13 protein-coding genes are annotated in these 17,358 nt (G+C 48.2%); 11 read left to right on the plus strand and 2 right to left on the minus strand.

Features of this window, described 5'->3' with window-relative positions; all coding sequences use genetic code 11:
• Positions 1–46 precede the first annotated feature (46 nt).
• The 9 genes from Mcas_RS09300 (at position 47) to Mcas_RS16690 (ending at position 11,919) form a co-directional block, all read left to right on the plus strand.
• Positions 47–1,900 (plus strand): HEAT repeat domain-containing protein, encoded by a 1,854-nt coding sequence (locus Mcas_RS09300; protein WP_040335260.1) that lies wholly within the window; start codon positions 47–49, stop codon positions 1,898–1,900.
• Positions 1,897–2,718, plus strand: a complete 822-nt coding sequence (locus Mcas_RS09305; RefSeq protein ID WP_040335261.1) for a CheR family methyltransferase — start codon at positions 1,897–1,899, stop codon at positions 2,716–2,718. The genes Mcas_RS09300 and Mcas_RS09305 overlap by 4 nt, the downstream gene beginning before the upstream one ends.
• A gap of 24 nt (positions 2,719–2,742) precedes the next feature.
• Positions 2,743–3,105 carry a response regulator gene (locus Mcas_RS09310; protein WP_040335262.1) on the plus strand — a complete coding sequence of 121 codons (363 nt, stop codon included), beginning with the start codon at positions 2,743–2,745 and terminating at the stop codon, positions 3,103–3,105.
• Between the two features lie 21 nt (positions 3,106–3,126).
• The gene (gene cheY, locus Mcas_RS09315) at positions 3,127–3,516 is read left to right on the plus strand and encodes a chemotaxis response regulator CheY (RefSeq protein WP_040335263.1); all 390 of its coding nucleotides are present in this window, start codon (positions 3,127–3,129) and stop codon (positions 3,514–3,516) included.
• Between the two features lie 46 nt (positions 3,517–3,562).
• The gene (locus Mcas_RS09320) at positions 3,563–4,882 is read left to right on the plus strand and encodes a protein phosphatase CheZ (RefSeq protein ID WP_040335264.1); all 1,320 of its coding nucleotides are present in this window, start codon (positions 3,563–3,565) and stop codon (positions 4,880–4,882) included.
• 89 nt (positions 4,883–4,971) lie between these two features.
• Positions 4,972–6,933: a chemotaxis protein CheA gene (locus Mcas_RS09325; RefSeq protein WP_040335265.1), complete on the plus strand. Its 1,962-nt coding sequence runs from the start codon at positions 4,972–4,974 to the stop codon at positions 6,931–6,933.
• Between the two features lie 19 nt (positions 6,934–6,952).
• Positions 6,953–8,020 (plus strand): protein-glutamate methylesterase/protein-glutamine glutaminase, encoded by a 1,068-nt coding sequence (locus Mcas_RS09330; RefSeq protein WP_040335266.1) that lies wholly within the window; start codon positions 6,953–6,955, stop codon positions 8,018–8,020.
• Between the two features lie 73 nt (positions 8,021–8,093).
• On the plus strand, positions 8,094–8,555 hold the full coding sequence (locus tag Mcas_RS09335; RefSeq protein WP_040335267.1) for a chemotaxis protein CheW: 462 nt from the start codon (positions 8,094–8,096) through the stop codon (positions 8,553–8,555).
• A 292-nt stretch (positions 8,556–8,847) separates the two neighbouring features.
• Entirely contained in the window at positions 8,848–11,919 is a 3,072-nt protein-coding gene (locus tag Mcas_RS16690; RefSeq protein ID WP_052567090.1) for a bifunctional diguanylate cyclase/phosphodiesterase, read from the plus strand.
• Between the two features lie 5 nt (positions 11,920–11,924).
• On the opposite strand, the gene Mcas_RS09345 is transcribed toward Mcas_RS16690, so the two are convergent.
• Both Mcas_RS09345 and Mcas_RS16695 read right to left on the minus strand, forming a co-directional pair.
• The gene (locus Mcas_RS09345; RefSeq protein ID WP_052567091.1) at positions 11,925–14,303 is read right to left on the minus strand and encodes an ATPase, T2SS/T4P/T4SS family; all 2,379 of its coding nucleotides are present in this window, start codon (positions 14,301–14,303) and stop codon (positions 11,925–11,927) included.
• 43 nt (positions 14,304–14,346) lie between these two features.
• Positions 14,347–16,041 (minus strand): SpoIIE family protein phosphatase, encoded by a 1,695-nt coding sequence (locus Mcas_RS16695; RefSeq protein ID WP_052567092.1) that lies wholly within the window; start codon positions 16,039–16,041, stop codon positions 14,347–14,349.
• Positions 16,042–16,297: 256 nt separating this feature from the next.
• On the opposite strand from Mcas_RS16695, the gene Mcas_RS09355 reads away from it, so the two are divergent.
• Positions 16,298–16,717, plus strand: a complete 420-nt coding sequence (locus Mcas_RS09355; RefSeq protein WP_040335268.1) for a DUF6444 domain-containing protein — start codon at positions 16,298–16,300, stop codon at positions 16,715–16,717.
• Positions 16,718–16,879: 162 nt separating this feature from the next.
• On the plus strand, positions 16,880–17,311 hold the full coding sequence (locus Mcas_RS09360) for an IS66 family transposase (protein WP_040335269.1): 432 nt from the start codon (positions 16,880–16,882) through the stop codon (positions 17,309–17,311).
• The last annotated feature ends 47 nt before the right edge of the window (positions 17,312–17,358 follow it).

Genomic DNA, 17,358 nt, shown 5'->3' on the forward strand with positions numbered 1-17,358 from the left:
CTCTTTTATTTTAAAGTAAAAAAATCATATAATATCTAAGGACTTAATGTTACAGACAAAAAAACTCTATTCGCTGATCAGGAAATTAGGCGGCACGGACGCCTCTGACAGACGCGCAGCGGCCACGATGCTCTCAGATGGTGACGAACGGGCTATCTACCCCCTGATCAGGGCATTGTCCGACACCAATGCCGCCGTGCAGGATGCCGCCATGCAGGCACTCATCAAGATAGGTGGCGAGGTGGTGGCCTATATGACAATCCCGGTACTCAGAAGGGGACCGGCGCAGAGAAATGCCGCCCTGGTCATCCTCAGGGAGCTGGGTAAGGTCACAGTCCCCTTCCTGTACAATCTGCTGCTGGACAAGGACGAAGATATCAGAAAGTTTGCCCTTGACCTCATGGGCGATATAAAGACCGATGTGGATATTGATAAGGTGTTGCCGTTGCTGAGGGATGTAAATCCCAATGTACGGGCGGCGGCATGTCGCACCCTTGGCCTTTTGGGGGACAGGAGTGCGGGAGAGCATCTTGAGGCCGCCCTGTGCGACGCCGAAGAATGGGTGGTTTTTGCAGCCCTTGAGGCCATCGGCAAGATGAGCTCAGAACAGGCCGTCAACTCCATATTCCGCCTGTTCAGAAGCAACTCAAACGTGATACGATATGCAGCCCTTGAGACCCTGGGCAAGATACCGTCAAAGGAGTCCAAAGACGCCTTGATCTACTGCATCCAGAACCTGGACAGCTTTAACAGGGCCGTGGCCGTCAAGAGTCTGGTCAACCTCGGGATCGAACCCGATATGGGCTACATAGCCGATGAATTGATCAACATGTTAAACGACGACGATTGGGAGGAAAAACTAACAGCCATCAAGGGTTTAAAGGTCCTCAAAGACAAGAGGGTAATTTTAACGCTCATAGAGCTGGCCGGCTCTCTGGATACATCGTACCCGGAAGAGGACGAACGCTATCGTGCCGTCATTGACGCCCTGGCTGAGATTGCCGACTGCGATAGCCTCATAGGCATACTTAGGGAAAAGGTCTCCCTGCGCTTCAGGGCCAAGACCCTGCTGGTAGAGTTAATTGGCAGATTCAAATGTACGGCAGCCACGCAAGAACTTATAGATCTCTTGCGAGGCCCCTTCAGGGATATCAGACGCGGAGCGGCCAAATCCCTCGTCAGCATAGCCGATGATCGCTGCGTAGATGCCCTTATAGAAGCCCTCAAGGACGACGACTGTCACATGAAATTACAGGTAGTCTATGCCCTGCGCAAGATCGGAAACATCAGGGCATACGAGCCTGTGGCACAACTGCTCAGAAACGAACGCTGCGAGGACGTCATAGAGGAATCTGTCCAGGCCCTGCTATACCTGGGCAGTGAAGACTTCCTGAAAGACATAGAGGGGTATCCCAATAACATAAAGACATATGTTGCCAAATACGGCAAGGATGTACAGCTCATCATGAGACTCTCCCACGATAAGAATGAAGGTGTCAAGGCATCCGCCCTTGCACGGTTGTCGTCCTTCAAGTTGTCAGAGACGCAAAAGAGACTCGAGGATGCCCTCACCGACCCAAGTGCGCAGATACGAAAGGTGGCCGTTATGGGGTTGGGACAGTCGGGCAGCCTCTCTGAGGCATTGTTAAACGCCATACACGATACAGATATGTGGGTGAGATTCTATGCCATCAAGGCAATTGCAAACAACAGGGCGCCAGAACACCTGGCTGACCTGATAGCCGCCTTGCGTGACTCCGAACCCCTCGTGGTACTTGGTGCCATCGAGGCCCTTGTCAAGATCGGCAGCATAGATGCCTATAACGCCCTGCTGCCAATGAGAGACCATCACAATGCCTCCATCAGAATGAAGGCCGAGGAGGCCATACAGTCCCTATGATGGTGCTCAAGGATGAAACCTTCAAGGATATCAGAGACTTTATCTATGACAACACGGGAATATATATACCGGATACAAAGAAATATTTTATAGAAAACAGATTGTCTAAGAGACTTGAGGAAAAAAAGATCGGCAGCTACGAAGACTACTTCTACCTGCTAAAGTACAACACGGATAAAAACGAAATAAAGGTACTGTATGATAAGATTACGACAAACGAAACTTTTTTTTTCCGTGAAGTCCAACAGTTGGACGTCTTAGTACAACAGGTGGTACCCAAAATAAAAGAAGAGAGAAAACTCCAGAGCGTAAAGATATGGTCTGCCGCCTGTTCAACCGGTGAAGAACCCTATACCATAGCAATGATGCTCATGGAAAACCCAAAAACATGTACCGTGAGATTCGATGTCCTGGCCTCCGATATCAGCGATGTGGTAATCGCAAGGGCACAGGAGGCCAACTATGGTCAGTATGCCATAAGAAATATACCGGAACAATACATAAAAAAATATTTCAAACAAAGTACGGCAACAAACTATACACTCAACAACGATGTTAAGGCAAAGGTGAAGTTCGTGCAAGTAAACCTTATCGACGAAAAAAAGGTCAGGGGCTTTCGTGATATGGATGTGATATTTTGCAGAAACGTGCTTATCTATTTCGATAAAAAGGCCAAGCTCAAAGCGGTGACCAACCTCTACGACTCCCTGAGAACCGGCGGATACCTGTTCATAGGTATGGCCGAGAGCTTGCACGATATAACGCGGGTCTTCAGACCACACATAATTGGTAAGACGGTTGTATATCAAAAGGTTTAGAACTTATATGGCGAGGAGCAGAGTATGAAGATAATGATTGTAGATGACGATAGAACAACAAGAAAGATATTGGGACTCTATCTGATAAGCAACGGATATGAACCTGTCTATGCAGAAAACGGCCTCGATGCAATAGAGAAACTAGCCTACAACGAGATAGACTTCATACTCACAGACCTGAACATGCCCTACATGGATGGTCTGGAACTGACCAGAACCCTCAGAACAGACCCGTCTTTTAAGTCTATACCGATTATGCTCATCACCACCGAGGATGACGACGTTGACAGAGAGTTGTCTTTTGAGGCCGGCGCCAATGGCTATATGGTTAAACCAGTGACTGCAGAGGCAGTCATAAGAAATATAAAAAATATCCTAAAGCACTAACGATAAAGGAGGTATTGTGTTATGTATGATAAAAACATGAAGATACTGGTGGTAGACGATTTTTCCACGATGAGAAGAATAGTGAAAAACATCCTGAAACAACTGGGGTTTGACAAGATCGAGGAGGCCGAAGATGGCGAACAGGCCTTTAATAAGCTCAAGACAGGCGGCTTTGACTTCCTTGTCACTGACTGGAATATGCCTAACGTCTCAGGACTGGAGCTACTCAAGAGGGTAAGAAGCGATGCAAAGCTAAAATCAATGCCCGTGCTCATGGTTACTGCCGAGGCCGAAAAAGAACAGGTGGTTGAGGCCGTCAAGGCAGGCGTAAACAACTACGTCATAAAACCCTTCACCGCAGAAGTCCTCAAGGAGAAAATCGAAAAGATATTTGAAAAGCTGAAGAAGTAGTCACATTGACAACACACCAGGACAGCAGAGCCGGCGGGATATATCAATGGCGCAGTACATAGGGTTTAATCTGGGCAGGGAGGAGTACGTGATCCCTATACTTGTGGTACAGGAGATCATGAAACCTACACAGACTACCAAACTGCCACACACACCCCAACACGTCCTTGGCATTATCAACCTCAGAGGAAAGACGATATCGGTCATAGACCTCAAGAGAAAGCTCGGCCTTGACAGCGATGACTCAGACACCAAAGGCAACGTCATTGTCACCAACATCGGCAGGGTGACCTTTGGCGTAAAAGTGGATGCCATCACCGGTGTGATGAACATCGAAGATGATGTCATCAAAAGGGACATAGAACTCGTCTGCAAAGGACATTCGGACGAATGTCTCAGAGGGGTTGCCAATATCGGCGACAACAGAATGGTGCTCATCATAGAACTTGCAAACATGCTCAACAAGGAAGACCTTGTGATGATGGCTGCCGCAGATACACCAGGGGACGATACCTGCGGGGTTGATGATAACAACATTGGAGAGGTTGAAAACAAGGAAGCCACCGAACCCATATCCGACAACGACATTGCTACACAAAAAGGTGGAGGGAGATTCGTACAGGATGTCAAGGAGGCCTTTGAGAAATCAATTGTGGACAGGGGCGGTGAAAAAGGCCTCGTCGATAAGATAATGGCAGAGGTCCAGGGGCTTATAGAGGCCTTCGCTGATGGTGATACCGAAAAGGCTGAACGCGCCATTATGGCGATCTCAAGCTACGGTGAACGCGACCTGTTCTCAGAGGTTGGCAAGATGACCCGCAGACTGCACGACTCCTTTAAAGATTTCAAACAGATGATCGACCCCCGTCTGCACGATATCGCACATGATGATATGCCCGAAATGACAGACAAACTGGAGTGGGTGATTACCAGGACCGATGAGGCGGCAGGTAAGACCATCGGAATAGCCGAAAAGAACCAGTCCAAGCTCTCCGTGTTGATGGATAAGCTGGACTCTGTCGAGGGTAAGCTCAATGCCCTGGACTGTACACACGCCGATGAAACACTCTCTCTGAGCTTCATAAAGACGGAGTTGGCCGAGATCAGCAATGATTTCTTTGAGATCATGCTGGCACAGGAGTTCCAGGACCTGACGGGGCAGATACTCAAAAAGGTGATCAGGCTTGTCAAGGAGCTTGAAGAACAACTGTTGCAGTTGGTGGTGTACTTTGGCGTCAAGGCCGATGCCACAAAGGCAGAGGAGAAACAAGCCGAAGAGGTACATGGGCCGCAGATTAAGGCAGGAGAGGGGATTATGTCCGACCAGGGGGACGTTGATGCCCTGCTTGCAGAGTTTGGATTTTAATGCGGTGTACGCCTGATTTGTTATGAAACACAAAAGCTATACGCAAAAAGATAGAGGCCAAATACAACCAGGCCTAAAAGGAGATTGTCATGGTTGATGAAATGGATGAGATAATAAGCGACTTCCTGATAGAAACCACCGAGCTGATCGAGGAGCTTAACCAGAAATTTGTTGAGTTGGAAACAAACAGGGACAATCAGGCCCTTGTAAATGATATATTTCGCTCTGTACATACAATAAAGGGAGCCTCCGGGTTTCTGGGGTTTACTCAGATGGTGCAGCTTACCCACATCACCGAGTCCGTCCTGAAAAAGATAAAAGACGGAGACATATTTCTGGCCCCTAACATCATGGACGTGATCCTGGAATCAATAGACATGGTCAAGGTACTCCTTGAACACATAAAGCAAAAGGATGACGTAGAGGAAGACCTCACGGGTATCATGGGCAAACTGCAAGTTATCTATGACAACGCCGGTGCCTCTGCCGAAGGTGGTAAGCCGACACCTGCACAGAGCGCCGCACCTGCCAGAGACGAACAGGAAGAACTGCCTCCCGAGGAAGACCTCATGAGCAATTTCGCAGGGGAATTTGAAGAACATGAATCTCAGGAAATGGAGGAGACCAAGGCACCCAAACACTTAGGCGAACTACTCATCGAGGAGGGCAAGGTCTCCGAGGACGATGTGGAAGAGGCCCTCACCATACAGTCAATGATAAAGGAGTCCGTAGATACGGGAGATATACCCAAGGTTGGCGAAATCCTGACTGCCACAGAGAAGGCATCCAAGGAAGACGTAAAAAAAGTACTCGCCAAACAAGCTACACCATCCGATAAGGGACAACCACAACAGGTAGAGCAAACCATCAGGGTGGACGTGGAGAGACTCGATAACGTGCTAAACCTCGTTGGCGAACTGGTGCTTGCCCGAAACAGACTCATGAAGCTCGTGGCCAACCTCGACATCAAATACTCCGAAACGGCAGACGTCTCACACCTGTCGGAGTTGACCGCCTTTATCAACCTCATAACGACCGACCTGCAACTGGCGGTTATGAAAACAAGAATGCAGCCGGTGAAAAAGGTCTTTAACAAGTTTCCCCGCATGGTAAGAGACCTGGCCAGGACTATGAAAAAAGAGGTAGAACTGCGTCTTGTCGGCGAGGAGACGGAGCTGGACAAGTCGATCATCGAAGAGGTCGGCGATCCCCTGGTGCACTTGATCAGAAACGCCGCAGACCACGGCATTGAACTGCCCGCTGTCAGAGAGGAAGCCGGTAAGCCCCGTCACGGAACCGTCATACTGTCGGCCTATCAGGAGGGCAACAACATCGTGCTGTCCATAGAGGATGACGGTAAGGGAATAGATGTAGATAAACTGAAAGAAAAGATTGTAGAAAAAGGGTTTGCCTCCCAGGATGAGATAGAGCGGCTGTCCAATAAAGAGGTACTGGATTACATATTCCTGCCGGGTTTTTCAACGGCCAAGCAGGTAACGGATGTCTCAGGGCGCGGCGTAGGAATGGACGTTGTAAAAACCAATATCTCCAAGCTCAACGGCTCCATCAGCATCGAAACAGAGGTGGGACAGGGAACAAGGTTCTTGTTGCGTCTGCCGCTGACTCTTGCAATTATCCAGGCGCTGATGGTTGGCGTGGCGGATGAAGTCTTTGCGGTTCCGTTGTCTTCGGTTGTTGAAACGGTGCGCCTGGACAAGAAGGACATAAAGACCATCAGGGGGCAGGAGACCGTACTACTCAGAGACGAGGTCGTGCCAGTATACAGGTTGGCAAACAAGTTCTATCTCATGTCCGCATCGGCAAATGGTACGGAGAAGGTCTACATGGTCGTCATTGTGGTCAACGAAAAGAAATTTGGCATGATGGTAGACAAACTGTACGGGCAGGAAGAGGTGGTCATAAAATCAATAGAGGGATTCTCAAACAGTGCAGACGGCATAGCAGGGGCTACGATAACGGGCGACGGTAAGGTGGTCTTGATCATAGACCCGTCGGTGATGTTCAGCTCTACCTTGCAGGGACACAAGTAGGCACAGGCATAGTAGGCCAATGGAAAAACCGGGAAAATACATACGTGTGTTGATCGTTGATGACTCAGCGTTTATGAGAAATGCTATTAAAACTATGCTGGCCTCCGATCCCGATATCCAGGTCGTGGGGGTTGCCCGTGATGGTGTAGAGGCAATAGAGAAGGTTGCAACCCTTAAGCCCGATATCGTGACACTGGATGTCGAAATGCCCAGAATGAACGGCATTGAAACCCTGAAGATATTAATGGAGAAGTCCCCCCTGCCGGTTATTATGGTCAGTTCGCTGACCACCGATGGCGCCAAGGTTACGCTGGATGCCCTGGATATGGGGGCAGTAGACTTTATCCCTAAAAATCTCTCCGAGTTATCCGTTAATATAGTAAATATCAAACTTATGCTCATAGATAAAATAAAACAGATCGGTTCAAAAGGCTTAAAGATACCTAAAAAAACCTCAAAGGCCTCTTCAAAGATTACCGCACATCCGTCAACGGCAAAGAACGTGCAGTTTACTTCCTCAAAACGTATGAACATCATAGCCATCGGCACCTCCACCGGAGGCCCCAAGGCATTGCAGTCAATCGTGCCGATGCTGCCCAAAAACATAAGCATACCCATTGTGATCTCTCAACACATGCCGCACAGCTTCACCGGCCCATTTGCCGAAAGATTGAACCAACTCAGTCAGGTCTGCGTCAGGGAGGCCAAAAACGGCGAAAGGCTCCAGAGCGGCATCGTCTATATTGCCCCGGGGTGCGGGCATATGAGTATTGTGAAAAAGGGGATAGAGAAGTACATTAGCATATCGGAAAGCAACGAGTATATATACAAACCCTCGGTTGATGTCATGATGCTGTCCGTTGCACAACTGTATCCGGGCAACTGCCTGGGGGTTATCCTCACGGGCATGGGCAACGACGGACTGAAGGGAATGAAGGCCATAAAGGAAAGCGATGGCAGAACCATTGCCCAGGATGAGGAAAGTTGTGTCGTCTACGGTATGCCAAAGGCCGTAGTGGATGCCGGAATCGCCGATAAAATAGTATCTTTAGCCGAGGTGGCCGGAGAGATTATTAACTCTATATAGGGCCGCTATGACCATACCCCCATGTAGCCGGGGGTAAGAATAACATATCAAACGAACAACGAGGGAGATTTTTATGGAGGCTTTCACACCAATAGATGGTGTATTACAACTGGTTACCTTTACCTTGGGCAGTGAAGAGTATGCCGTGGATATCCTTAAGGTACAGGAAATCAACAGAATGACGGTTATAACCATAGTTCCCAACTCGCCCCAGTATGTTGAGGGTGTAATAAACCTCCGCGGTAAGGTAATACCCGTGGTCAATCTGAGAAAAAAATTCGGAATAGCAGAGATTGACAACGATAGCGATGCGAGGATCATGATTGTAGATATCAGGGGTATTACGATGGGTATGGTCGTGGACTCCGTCTCCGAGGTGCTTAGAGTGCCCGCAACCATCGTGGAGGCAACCCCACCTATGGCAACGGATATATCGACCGAGTTCATCAACGGTATAGCAAAACTCGCCGACAGACTGATCATTCTGCTGGATATCGATAAGCTCATAGAAGGGGGCGATATGTCCGTGTTCTGATACCAACGCCGCAAAAAGGGGCGGCTCCGAACCCCCCGCAAGGGGGCCAGCCCCCTTGACCCCTTCCTGCTTGTTGTAGCTACTTATGCTCGCTTACTTATTACACAATTCATAAAATTCTCAAGTGCGATTGCCCTGTTGTTCTGACATATTGCTTTTTTTGTCTGGTTATTGCTAAATTATCATAAGGGTTGTTACCACTATTGTTGTTAAGGTGTAACAATCCAGGGTGCGATTGAGGATGTCACAGGGATAAAGGGGTATATTATAAAAGGAGAGGTCGTTGGCGCAAGTGCAACAGTGGTTTCTTTATAATCTGGATATAGTGTTTCTGTTGTATGGGGCGTCCTTTGTTTTTATGGGGGTGTCGATCCTTGTTCAATCCAGGCGTGGGAGTGTCCTTAAGCTTGCGCGTATTATCGGGCTTTTGGCCGCCTTTGCACTGATCCACGGGATAAACGAGTGGTTGGACATGCTGTCGCTTCTTCACCCACAAGATACTATTTTTAAAACCCTGAGTTTGTGTTGCCTTCTGACTTCATACGTATTCTTGTTTGAGTTTGGCATACGGTTGTCCACCATCAATAAAGATGTCTCAATGTTCAAATGGCGGATTACGGCGGGGATACTGCTTTTTATCTCCCTCCTTTCCTATTTCTCAGGACAACCCTGGCAGACGGGACAGATACTGGCAAGGTATTTTCTGGCATTTCCCGGCGCTCTCCTTACCGCTATAGGTTTCTACTGCTACCGCCATATCAAAGAAAATGTCAAAAAGCCTCTGCACGTCAACCGATATTTTCTGTTGGCAGGGGGTGCGTTTTTGGCATATTCCGTTCTGGGTGGTCTGGTTGTTTCCAGGGGTGTTTTTTTTCCCTCAAACGTGCTCAACACCGATACGTTTCTTTCGGTGGTGAAGGTTCCTGTGCAGGTTTTCAGGGCTATATGTGCAGCCATTGCGGCCATCTCCGTAGTCGGAGTAATCAGACTTTTTAACTGGGAGACACAAAAACACCTGCAGGATACCATTGAGGAGTCAGTCGGAAAAGATGACAAGATACTTCAGCAATCACAGTTGCAGGAGGTGTTAAATCTCGTTATGAAGGTATCGATGTTTTCCATGTCCCTTGATAAGCAATTAGAACGGATACTGAACTTCATACTGTTGCTGCCGGGAATATCAGTGCAGGCAAAGGGTTGCATATTCCTCAGACAAGGCAATTCAGACAGATTGACAATCGTAGCGCATCATAACTTATCAGAGCAACAGCTCATGACATGCTCGAACATCCAGGTTGGTCAATGTCTGTGCGGGCGAGCCGCCGCCACTGCCAAGGTCATTTTTACCACAGCGGCAGAGGACGTCAGCCATGATATCCGTTATGAAGGGATGGTGCCTCATGGGCATTACTGTATCCCGATAATCTCAGACGTCAGACTGCTGGGGGTGTTCACCCTGTACGTCACAGAAGAGTATGAGTGGAATAAGGAAGAGGAGGGATTTCTCAAGGGAATTGCAAACATAATTGCCGAAATAATTATACGGAAAGAAAACGAAGAGCGATTAACACAGAACTATCTGATCCAAAACACCATAAACTCTATCTTACAACTGTCACTGAGTTCGTTGTCTTTTCAGGAACACATGGAGAGGACCCTCAACATCATAAGCAACGTCCCCTGGCTGTCGGACAAGGCAACGGGGTGCATATTCCTGATGGACGAAAAGCGTGAGACGCTTGTAATCAAGACCCATAAGGGGTTCTCTCCGCGCCTGTACAAGACGTGTAACTACCTGCCCCTTGGCAAGTGTCTGTGTGGACTGGCGGCAAGTACCGGTGAGGTGGTGTTTGCAGATTCTTTGGATGAGCGGCACAGCATCGTGTATGAGGGGATGCACCAACACGGGCATTACTGTGTGCCGATAAAGTCAGGTGATAAGGTACTGGGGATTATTAACCTCTACACAAAGGCTGGACACGTAAGAACAACACTGGAGGAAGATTTCCTGCTATCCGTTGCAGGCACCTTATCGGCCATTATTGAGCGTAAACTCATAGAGGATAAACTACAGTACATGACAAACTATGACACCCTGACCGGTCTGCCCAACAGGGTGTTGTTTCTTGACCGCCTTGAGTACGAAGCAAGAACCGCAAAGCGTTATGGCTATCTCTTTGCGGTTATTTACCTGGACATGGATAACTTCAAGAACATTAACGACGCCATGGGGCATGATGTGGGAGACCTGTTTTTAAAGACCATTGCCAGTCGCCTTATGAAAAACGTCCGCGAAGCAGACACTATTGCCCGTATGAATGGGGATGAGTTCATGGTAATCCTTACAAACATAAAAGATGCAGGTGATTCAGAGACTATTGCCAATAAGATATTAAATTCCCTGAGTGAAAACTTTGACCTTGGCGGTAGCAATTACAGTGCCACTGCTAGCATCGGTATAAGCATCTACCCAGATGATGCAGACAGCTCAGAGGGACTGCTCAACTGTGCGGAGACGGCTATGAATCACGTCAAACTCGGTGGAAGAAACGGATACGCCCGCTTTAAGACCGATATGGACGCCTCCCATAGTGAGCGATTCAGGATGGTGAATGAGCTGCGTCTGGCCATCGAACGCAACGAACTTGTAATCCACTATCAGCCGCAGATAGAGATCAAGACCGGCAAGATTATCGGAGCGGAGGCGCTTGTGCGTTGGCAGCACCCCACACTGGGGCTGATCTATCCAAATTCCTTTATACCGCTGGCAGAAGACACAGGGTTAATTGTACCACTTGGTGAGTTGGTGCTGCGCAACAGTTGTCAACAAAACGTAGCATGGCAGGGTATGGGATTACCGCCCGTCGTTATGGCAGTCAACGTCTCACTCAAGCAGGTCTACAGGCAATACAGCCTGGCAGAGGTGGTCTTGAAGGTTATCCATGATACACAGTTGACCCCACACTACCTGGAACTTGAACTCACCGAGAGCTTCTGCATGCAGAACCTGGACAACACAATAGCAATGCTGCGGCAGTTCAATTACATGGGCGTCCTGGTGACGATAGATGATTTTGGCACCGGATATTCGTCGCTGAGTTATCTCAAGCACCTGCCGTTTAAAAAGCTAAAGATAGACAAGGGTTTTATCCAGGAAATTACGACCAATCCCGACGACCTGACAATCGTAAAGACCATCATTGATATGGCACACAACCTCCGCTTAAGGGTAATAGCCGAGGGGGTGGAGACCAACGAACAACTGGAGGTGTTGCGCAGCCTCAACTGCGATGAGATTCAAGGGTTCCTGATCAGCAAGGCCGTCCCCGCAGACGACTTTGCCCAGTTGTTGAGAGGGGAGTAAGCCTCTCACTGTGCAAATGTTTCGTTACAGAAGGGGCAGAACTTCCACTGCTCGTTTCTCTGCATACCGCACTTTGGACACTTGTGCTTGAGACCGGTGCTGCAGTACGGACAGAAGGTGTATTCGGAACTCAACGGCTCACGACACTTGCTACATACGACTATTTCGCCCTCTGCGATGGCGGCCGTAACCCTCAGCACCTCCTCGACTGAGGTAATGCCCATCATGATTTTTTTGAGGCCGTCCTCTCTGAGGCTATTCATGCCCGACTCTGTGGCTGCACGGGCAAATGCGTTTTCCGTGCTAGAGTCATCGTAGATGATCTTTCTGATCAATGAGTTCACCGACAGTATCTCAAATATCCCGACCCTGCCACGATAACCGGTGTTGCCACAGGAGCTGCAACCGGCGGGCTTGTAAAACCGCGCAACACTGGGGTCTATTGTGCCCTTGACCATCAGAAACAGTAGCTCTTCATCGGAGGGTTCATACTGCACCTTGCAGTGGTTACAGAGCTTTCTGACGAGCCTCTGCGCAATGACACCGTTTAGTGAGGAGGCCAGGAAGTAGCTCTTAATCCCCATCCCCTTGAGTCGCGTAACGGCCCCCACGGCCGTGGTGGTGTGCAGGGTGCTCAGGACGAGATGACCCGTGATGGAGGCCTGTATGGCGATCTCCGCCGTTTCGGGGTCCCTCATCTCACCCACCATGATGACGTCGGGGTCCTGCCTCAACACCGCCCTAAGAGAAGACGAAAACGTAAGACCGACCTTTTCGTTGATGTTTACCTGGGTGATCCCCTTGACGGAATACTCCACGGGATTTTCAAGCGTTATGATGTTTATCTTGTCGTTTAATATATGGTTCAGGGCGGCATACAGTGTCGAGCTCTTGCCGCTTCCCGTAGGACCGGTAACCAGGACTATACCCTGGGGCTTGTCTATCATACTCACAACGGCGGTGTGATCCTTGGCGTTAAGGCCGATTTCGTGTATCGACAGATTGGCCGCCGTGGGGTCCAGTACCCTCATAACGATTTTTTCGCCATAATGCGTGGGCAACGTTGAAACTCTGAGGTCAACTTCCTTGTTATCGAGTCTCAGCTTTATCCCGCCATCCTGTGGCACCCTGCGCTCGGCAATATCGAGCTTGGACATTATCTTTATTCTCGATATAGTAGGGTTCTGAAGGGCCTTGGATAAATGCGTAAGGGTAACCATGATACCATCCGTCCTCAGACGTACGCTGTAGTCTTTTTCGGAGGGTTCCAGGTGAATGTCGCTGGCCCCACTCTTTATGGCAGTGAGTAATATCTTGTTGACAAGCTTTATCACAGGAGGCGATTCACTCTCAGCCAACAGACTGCCAACATCAGGGGCTACCTCAATCCGATCGCTTTTAATATCCAGTATGCCTTCCGTTTTACCTTTGTCCCTGCTGTACTGTCCCTGAAGTTCGTCAAAGTCCTCTGCCAGTATGATCTCGCCAACCTTGTTGCCCAATATCCCAGCATAGTATTGCCTGATGGCCTCTCTGATCTCCTTTGGGGTGGACAAGACCACATCTACGTCTCTGTTGGCGATATATTTTATCTCCCTGATGGCGTCGCTATCCATGGGGTTAGCCATGGCCACTTCAATGGCCCTTTTGTTTATATTTATTGGGATTAATACATTTGCAAGGGCTATGTCTCGGCTGATCATTTCGAGGGCCTTATCCGATATCCCTACCTTTTCAAGGTTTACGTATGGGATATTCAATTGCTGTGACAATGCCCTGGCAATGTCCATCTCCGTGGCCAGATTCAGTTGTACGATAATGTCTCCGAGTTTCTTCTTGGTAGTCTTTTGTTTCTCCAGACACACATTCAGTTGATCGGGGTGCAATATCCTTGCCTCTACAAGCAACTCCCCAAGCTTTGGCATTTTCTTGCCATGATAATGCTGCTGTATGGCCTTTCTGATCTCCGTGAGCGTTGAGACAACCGGACTGACGTTCTTGCCGGTTACAAACGATATGTCCTTTATCGCACCTACGTCAAGGGGGTCACACATGGCTATGGTTATCGCCCTGCCGTCGGTTTTTAATGGAAACACAAGGTGTTTTTCGGCTATCCTGGCCGGAAGTACCTGCAGGAGGTCCTTGTCTATCTCCTCGGTGTCAAGCTCCCGATAGTCATAGCCCATGTTTTGTGCCAGACACTGAACGATCTCCATTTCGCTCGTATAGCCCAGGTCTGTAAGAACCTTACCCAACTTATGTTTTGTCTTCTTTTGTTCGGCAAGGGCAGTCGATAGCTCTATCTGATTTATCACGCCAGCCTCAAGCAACACTTCACCTAATGGTTTTTTAGGCTTTTTAGATTTTACACCCTGTACAATCATAATAATTCTACTCCTACATATTTTGTGCTCAACGCTATCTATGCTAACACGGCAGTTGGCAATTTGTAAACAACGCCAGCATTGCTATGTCGTCAAACTGAGGGGCTTCACCGATGAATGTCTTCAGGGCATATTCGATGCGACCTACGAGTTGATTTGCACTACCGCCGTTATTTGCACTAAGCAGGTCCATCAGAGGATGCGCCGTAAATGATGCCTTCTTCATATCCCTGGCATCCGTTACCCCGTCGGTGTATATAAAGATGCCATCGCCCTTTTTAAGCGATACGATTTCCTTTATGTATTTAAAGTCTTCAATAACGCCAAGGGGAAAACCTGACTCGATCTTCATCTCCTTTGGTTCCGCTGAGTTGTACAGCAGATAGGGGGGATTGTGCCCGGCGTTGCTGAAGGTCAGCTCTCCCGTGCGGACATCCAGAATTCCAAGGAAAAATGTCACAAACATCCCTGATTTTTGCGTACAAAGCTCCTTGTTGAGTTCCGACAGGATTGTCTCAGGCGACGTATACAACCTGGCAACGGCCCTGAGGGTGACCTTGGCAGCAGACATTATAAGGGCGGCATGTATCCCCTTGTCCGATACATCACCGATGGCAATGCAGAGATGGTCGTCATCCATCCCGAAGAAGTCATACAGGTCCCCGCCAACCTCCCGCGCCGGCTGAAGAAACGCAAAAATATCAACCCCGTATCTGGTTCCTACTGACGAAAAATCTACCGGCAGCATGTTCATCTGTATCTCATGGGACAACTTTAAGGATTGCTCCATCTTGTGCTGCTTGACACTATCGAAATACATCGAGGCATGAGCGCAGAAGATACCTATCAGCTCCTTATCCCACTGGCTGATACCATTGAGGTTGTTTATAAACACCAGGTTGTTGATATCATCTCCAGTTCTCAGACATGTAACGGCCTGTTTTTCGGTATAGATGTCGTTGTTGTCTTCAAATGCCTTCTTGATCATTGCAAGCGTCTCTGTGCTGACAACATCTCTGACCCTCTTGTCCTGAGAGTTTTCATACAGACCGGTACCGCTGATAACCACGAGATCGTCAATACTGTTGTCGGTCAGGAGGCTCGAGTACACGTCTGCCGGTGTGTTGGCATCCAGCGTCAGGATCGAATTCAACCGTACCAGCACCTCGGAGAAAAAGTTCTCTATAAGGTTTACGTCAAAGAGCGACCTTGACGACTCCACCAACCTCTGCAGGGCACGCAGGTTGCCGCTTATCATCATGATGTCCCTGTATGACCTGATGGCTGCCACCGTACAGGTTATCAGCTTTTGTCTGTTAAGCTCATTTTTCTCCCTGTAATCATTTATGTCGTAATCCACGATGATGGTTTCTTCGGGGGCAAATCCCGGCTGCCCTGTGCGCAGGATTATCCTGACAAACTTGTTCTTTAGTGTCTCCCGTATGTGTTTTACGACATCGAGGCCGGCATGGTTATTTTCCATAAAAACATCCAGGAATATGAGGGCGGTATCGGGATTGTTTGCGATCTCCCGCATTGCATCCTTGCCCGTATATGCGCTGATAAACTCCAATGCCCTGCCTTCAACAACCAAAGACCTCAGTATCATCAGTGTTACCTCATGCACCCCCGGTTCATCATCGACTATCAGTACCTTCCACGTGCCAGTGGTGGCGGTTGACTGTGTGTGTTGCTTGCCATCGGCATCCTGAAACAGATTGTCTATCCCCTCAGACATGTCACAAACCTCCCTGATTTTTTTTCTTGAGGGTTATGTTAGCATAAAATATTAAGTGGTCAATGGGAGGATTCAGAGTGGTGCAGGGCAATCGCATTTGGGTAGTCCTGCAGAGGTAGTGATACTATTCTTTGGTGGTTTTTCCTAATTAGGCGTTTAATGCTGTTTTTAAAGATGGATTCCCACTTTCGTGGGAATGACATGGAATGGCTTTTTAGCTCGTCTGTATCATTCCTGCGTAAGCAGGAATCCAGAAGTGCAAAGGGCAGGTGATGTTCATTTTCATGGACTATTGAGTAATAAGGGTTTAGTCTACATGTATCACTACTTGTGCAGGACTACCAAAGAGAAGATAGCCAGTTTAGAGAAGAATTCCCAAAATTCATCCAAACCACCATCAACAGATGGTTTCAAAGGTGGTAAAGACAAAGAGCAAAAGGTAAACAAGAGCAAACGCAAGGCTGGAGGCCAGCCTGGACATAAAGGTAGCAATCGAGAGATGTTACCACCTGAAGAAGTAGACCATATAGTAGACATATATCCAGAGAGATGCCAGTGTTGTAATGAGGCGTTACCTCAGGTAGGTACAGGTAAGGTACATAGGAAACAAGTGACGGAGATACCTCCAATAGAGCCTGAAGTAACGGCAATATCGTTGCCATTCAGTGGAATGTAGTTGTGGGCATATCACCAAGGCAGAGATGCCTGCTGAGATTGCAAAGTCGGATTTTGGTCCAAGGTTAGCCTCTATCATTGCGTATCTAACAGCGGTACATCATAATAAGTAGACGTGGTGCGGTAGACGTCTGTAGTATACTGTTGGGGGTTAACATATGTCTTGGTTGCCGTCCAGACATTATTGGAAGAGATGTCCGATGCCTTAGAACCAGTAGATAAAGAGTTGCAGAGCACATTACCAAACGAACCAGTTATTAATGCTGACGAAACTGGTTTGAGAGATAGGTGGCTATGGGTTTTTGTTACCTCCACCTTCATATATTTCAGGGTTGGTGCAAGTCGTGGTTACAAGACATTAGTTGATGTTTTAGGAGCAACGTATGACGGCATACTCTGTGTGGATAGGTGGGGTGCATACACAAAATATCACAATGGAGGAATGCAGATATGTTGGGCACATCTAAAGAGGGATTTTCAGTGGATTTTAGATGTAGGCTTAAATAATTTTAGCGTGGACAAGATAGTGTTTGCCAAGCGGATAAAGAAACTAATGGGCAGGCTGATGGCTTTGTGGCACAAGTTTAATTTGTAGACCTGTATGGATCGTGTCAGACTTGACTGTATCAGCAATAGCGATGA

It is taken from the genome of Candidatus Magnetobacterium casense, from assembly GCF_000714715.1.
In the GTDB taxonomy this organism is placed as follows: Bacteria; Nitrospirota; Thermodesulfovibrionia; order Thermodesulfovibrionales; family Magnetobacteriaceae; genus Magnetobacterium; species Magnetobacterium casense.

Coding starts and splice junctions, on each gene's coding strand:
- cheY (WP_040335263.1), top strand. CDS start 3,127: ATGTATGATAAAAACATGAAGATACTGGTGGTAGACGATTTTTCCACG.
- Mcas_RS16695 (WP_052567092.1), bottom strand. CDS start 16,041: ATGTCTGAGGGGATAGACAATCTGTTTCAGGATGCCGATGGCAAGCAA.
- Mcas_RS09325 (WP_040335265.1), top strand. CDS start 4,972: ATGGTTGATGAAATGGATGAGATAATAAGCGACTTCCTGATAGAAACC.
- Mcas_RS09310 (WP_040335262.1), top strand. CDS start 2,743: ATGAAGATAATGATTGTAGATGACGATAGAACAACAAGAAAGATATTG.
- Mcas_RS09345 (WP_052567091.1), bottom strand. CDS start 14,303: ATGATTGTACAGGGTGTAAAATCTAAAAAGCCTAAAAAACCATTAGGT.
- Mcas_RS09320 (WP_040335264.1), top strand. CDS start 3,563: ATGGCGCAGTACATAGGGTTTAATCTGGGCAGGGAGGAGTACGTGATC.
- Mcas_RS09305 (WP_040335261.1), top strand. CDS start 1,897: ATGATGGTGCTCAAGGATGAAACCTTCAAGGATATCAGAGACTTTATC.
- Mcas_RS09300 (WP_040335260.1), top strand. CDS start 47: ATGTTACAGACAAAAAAACTCTATTCGCTGATCAGGAAATTAGGCGGC.
- Mcas_RS09330 (WP_040335266.1), top strand. CDS start 6,953: ATGGAAAAACCGGGAAAATACATACGTGTGTTGATCGTTGATGACTCA.
- Mcas_RS09335 (WP_040335267.1), top strand. CDS start 8,094: ATGGAGGCTTTCACACCAATAGATGGTGTATTACAACTGGTTACCTTT.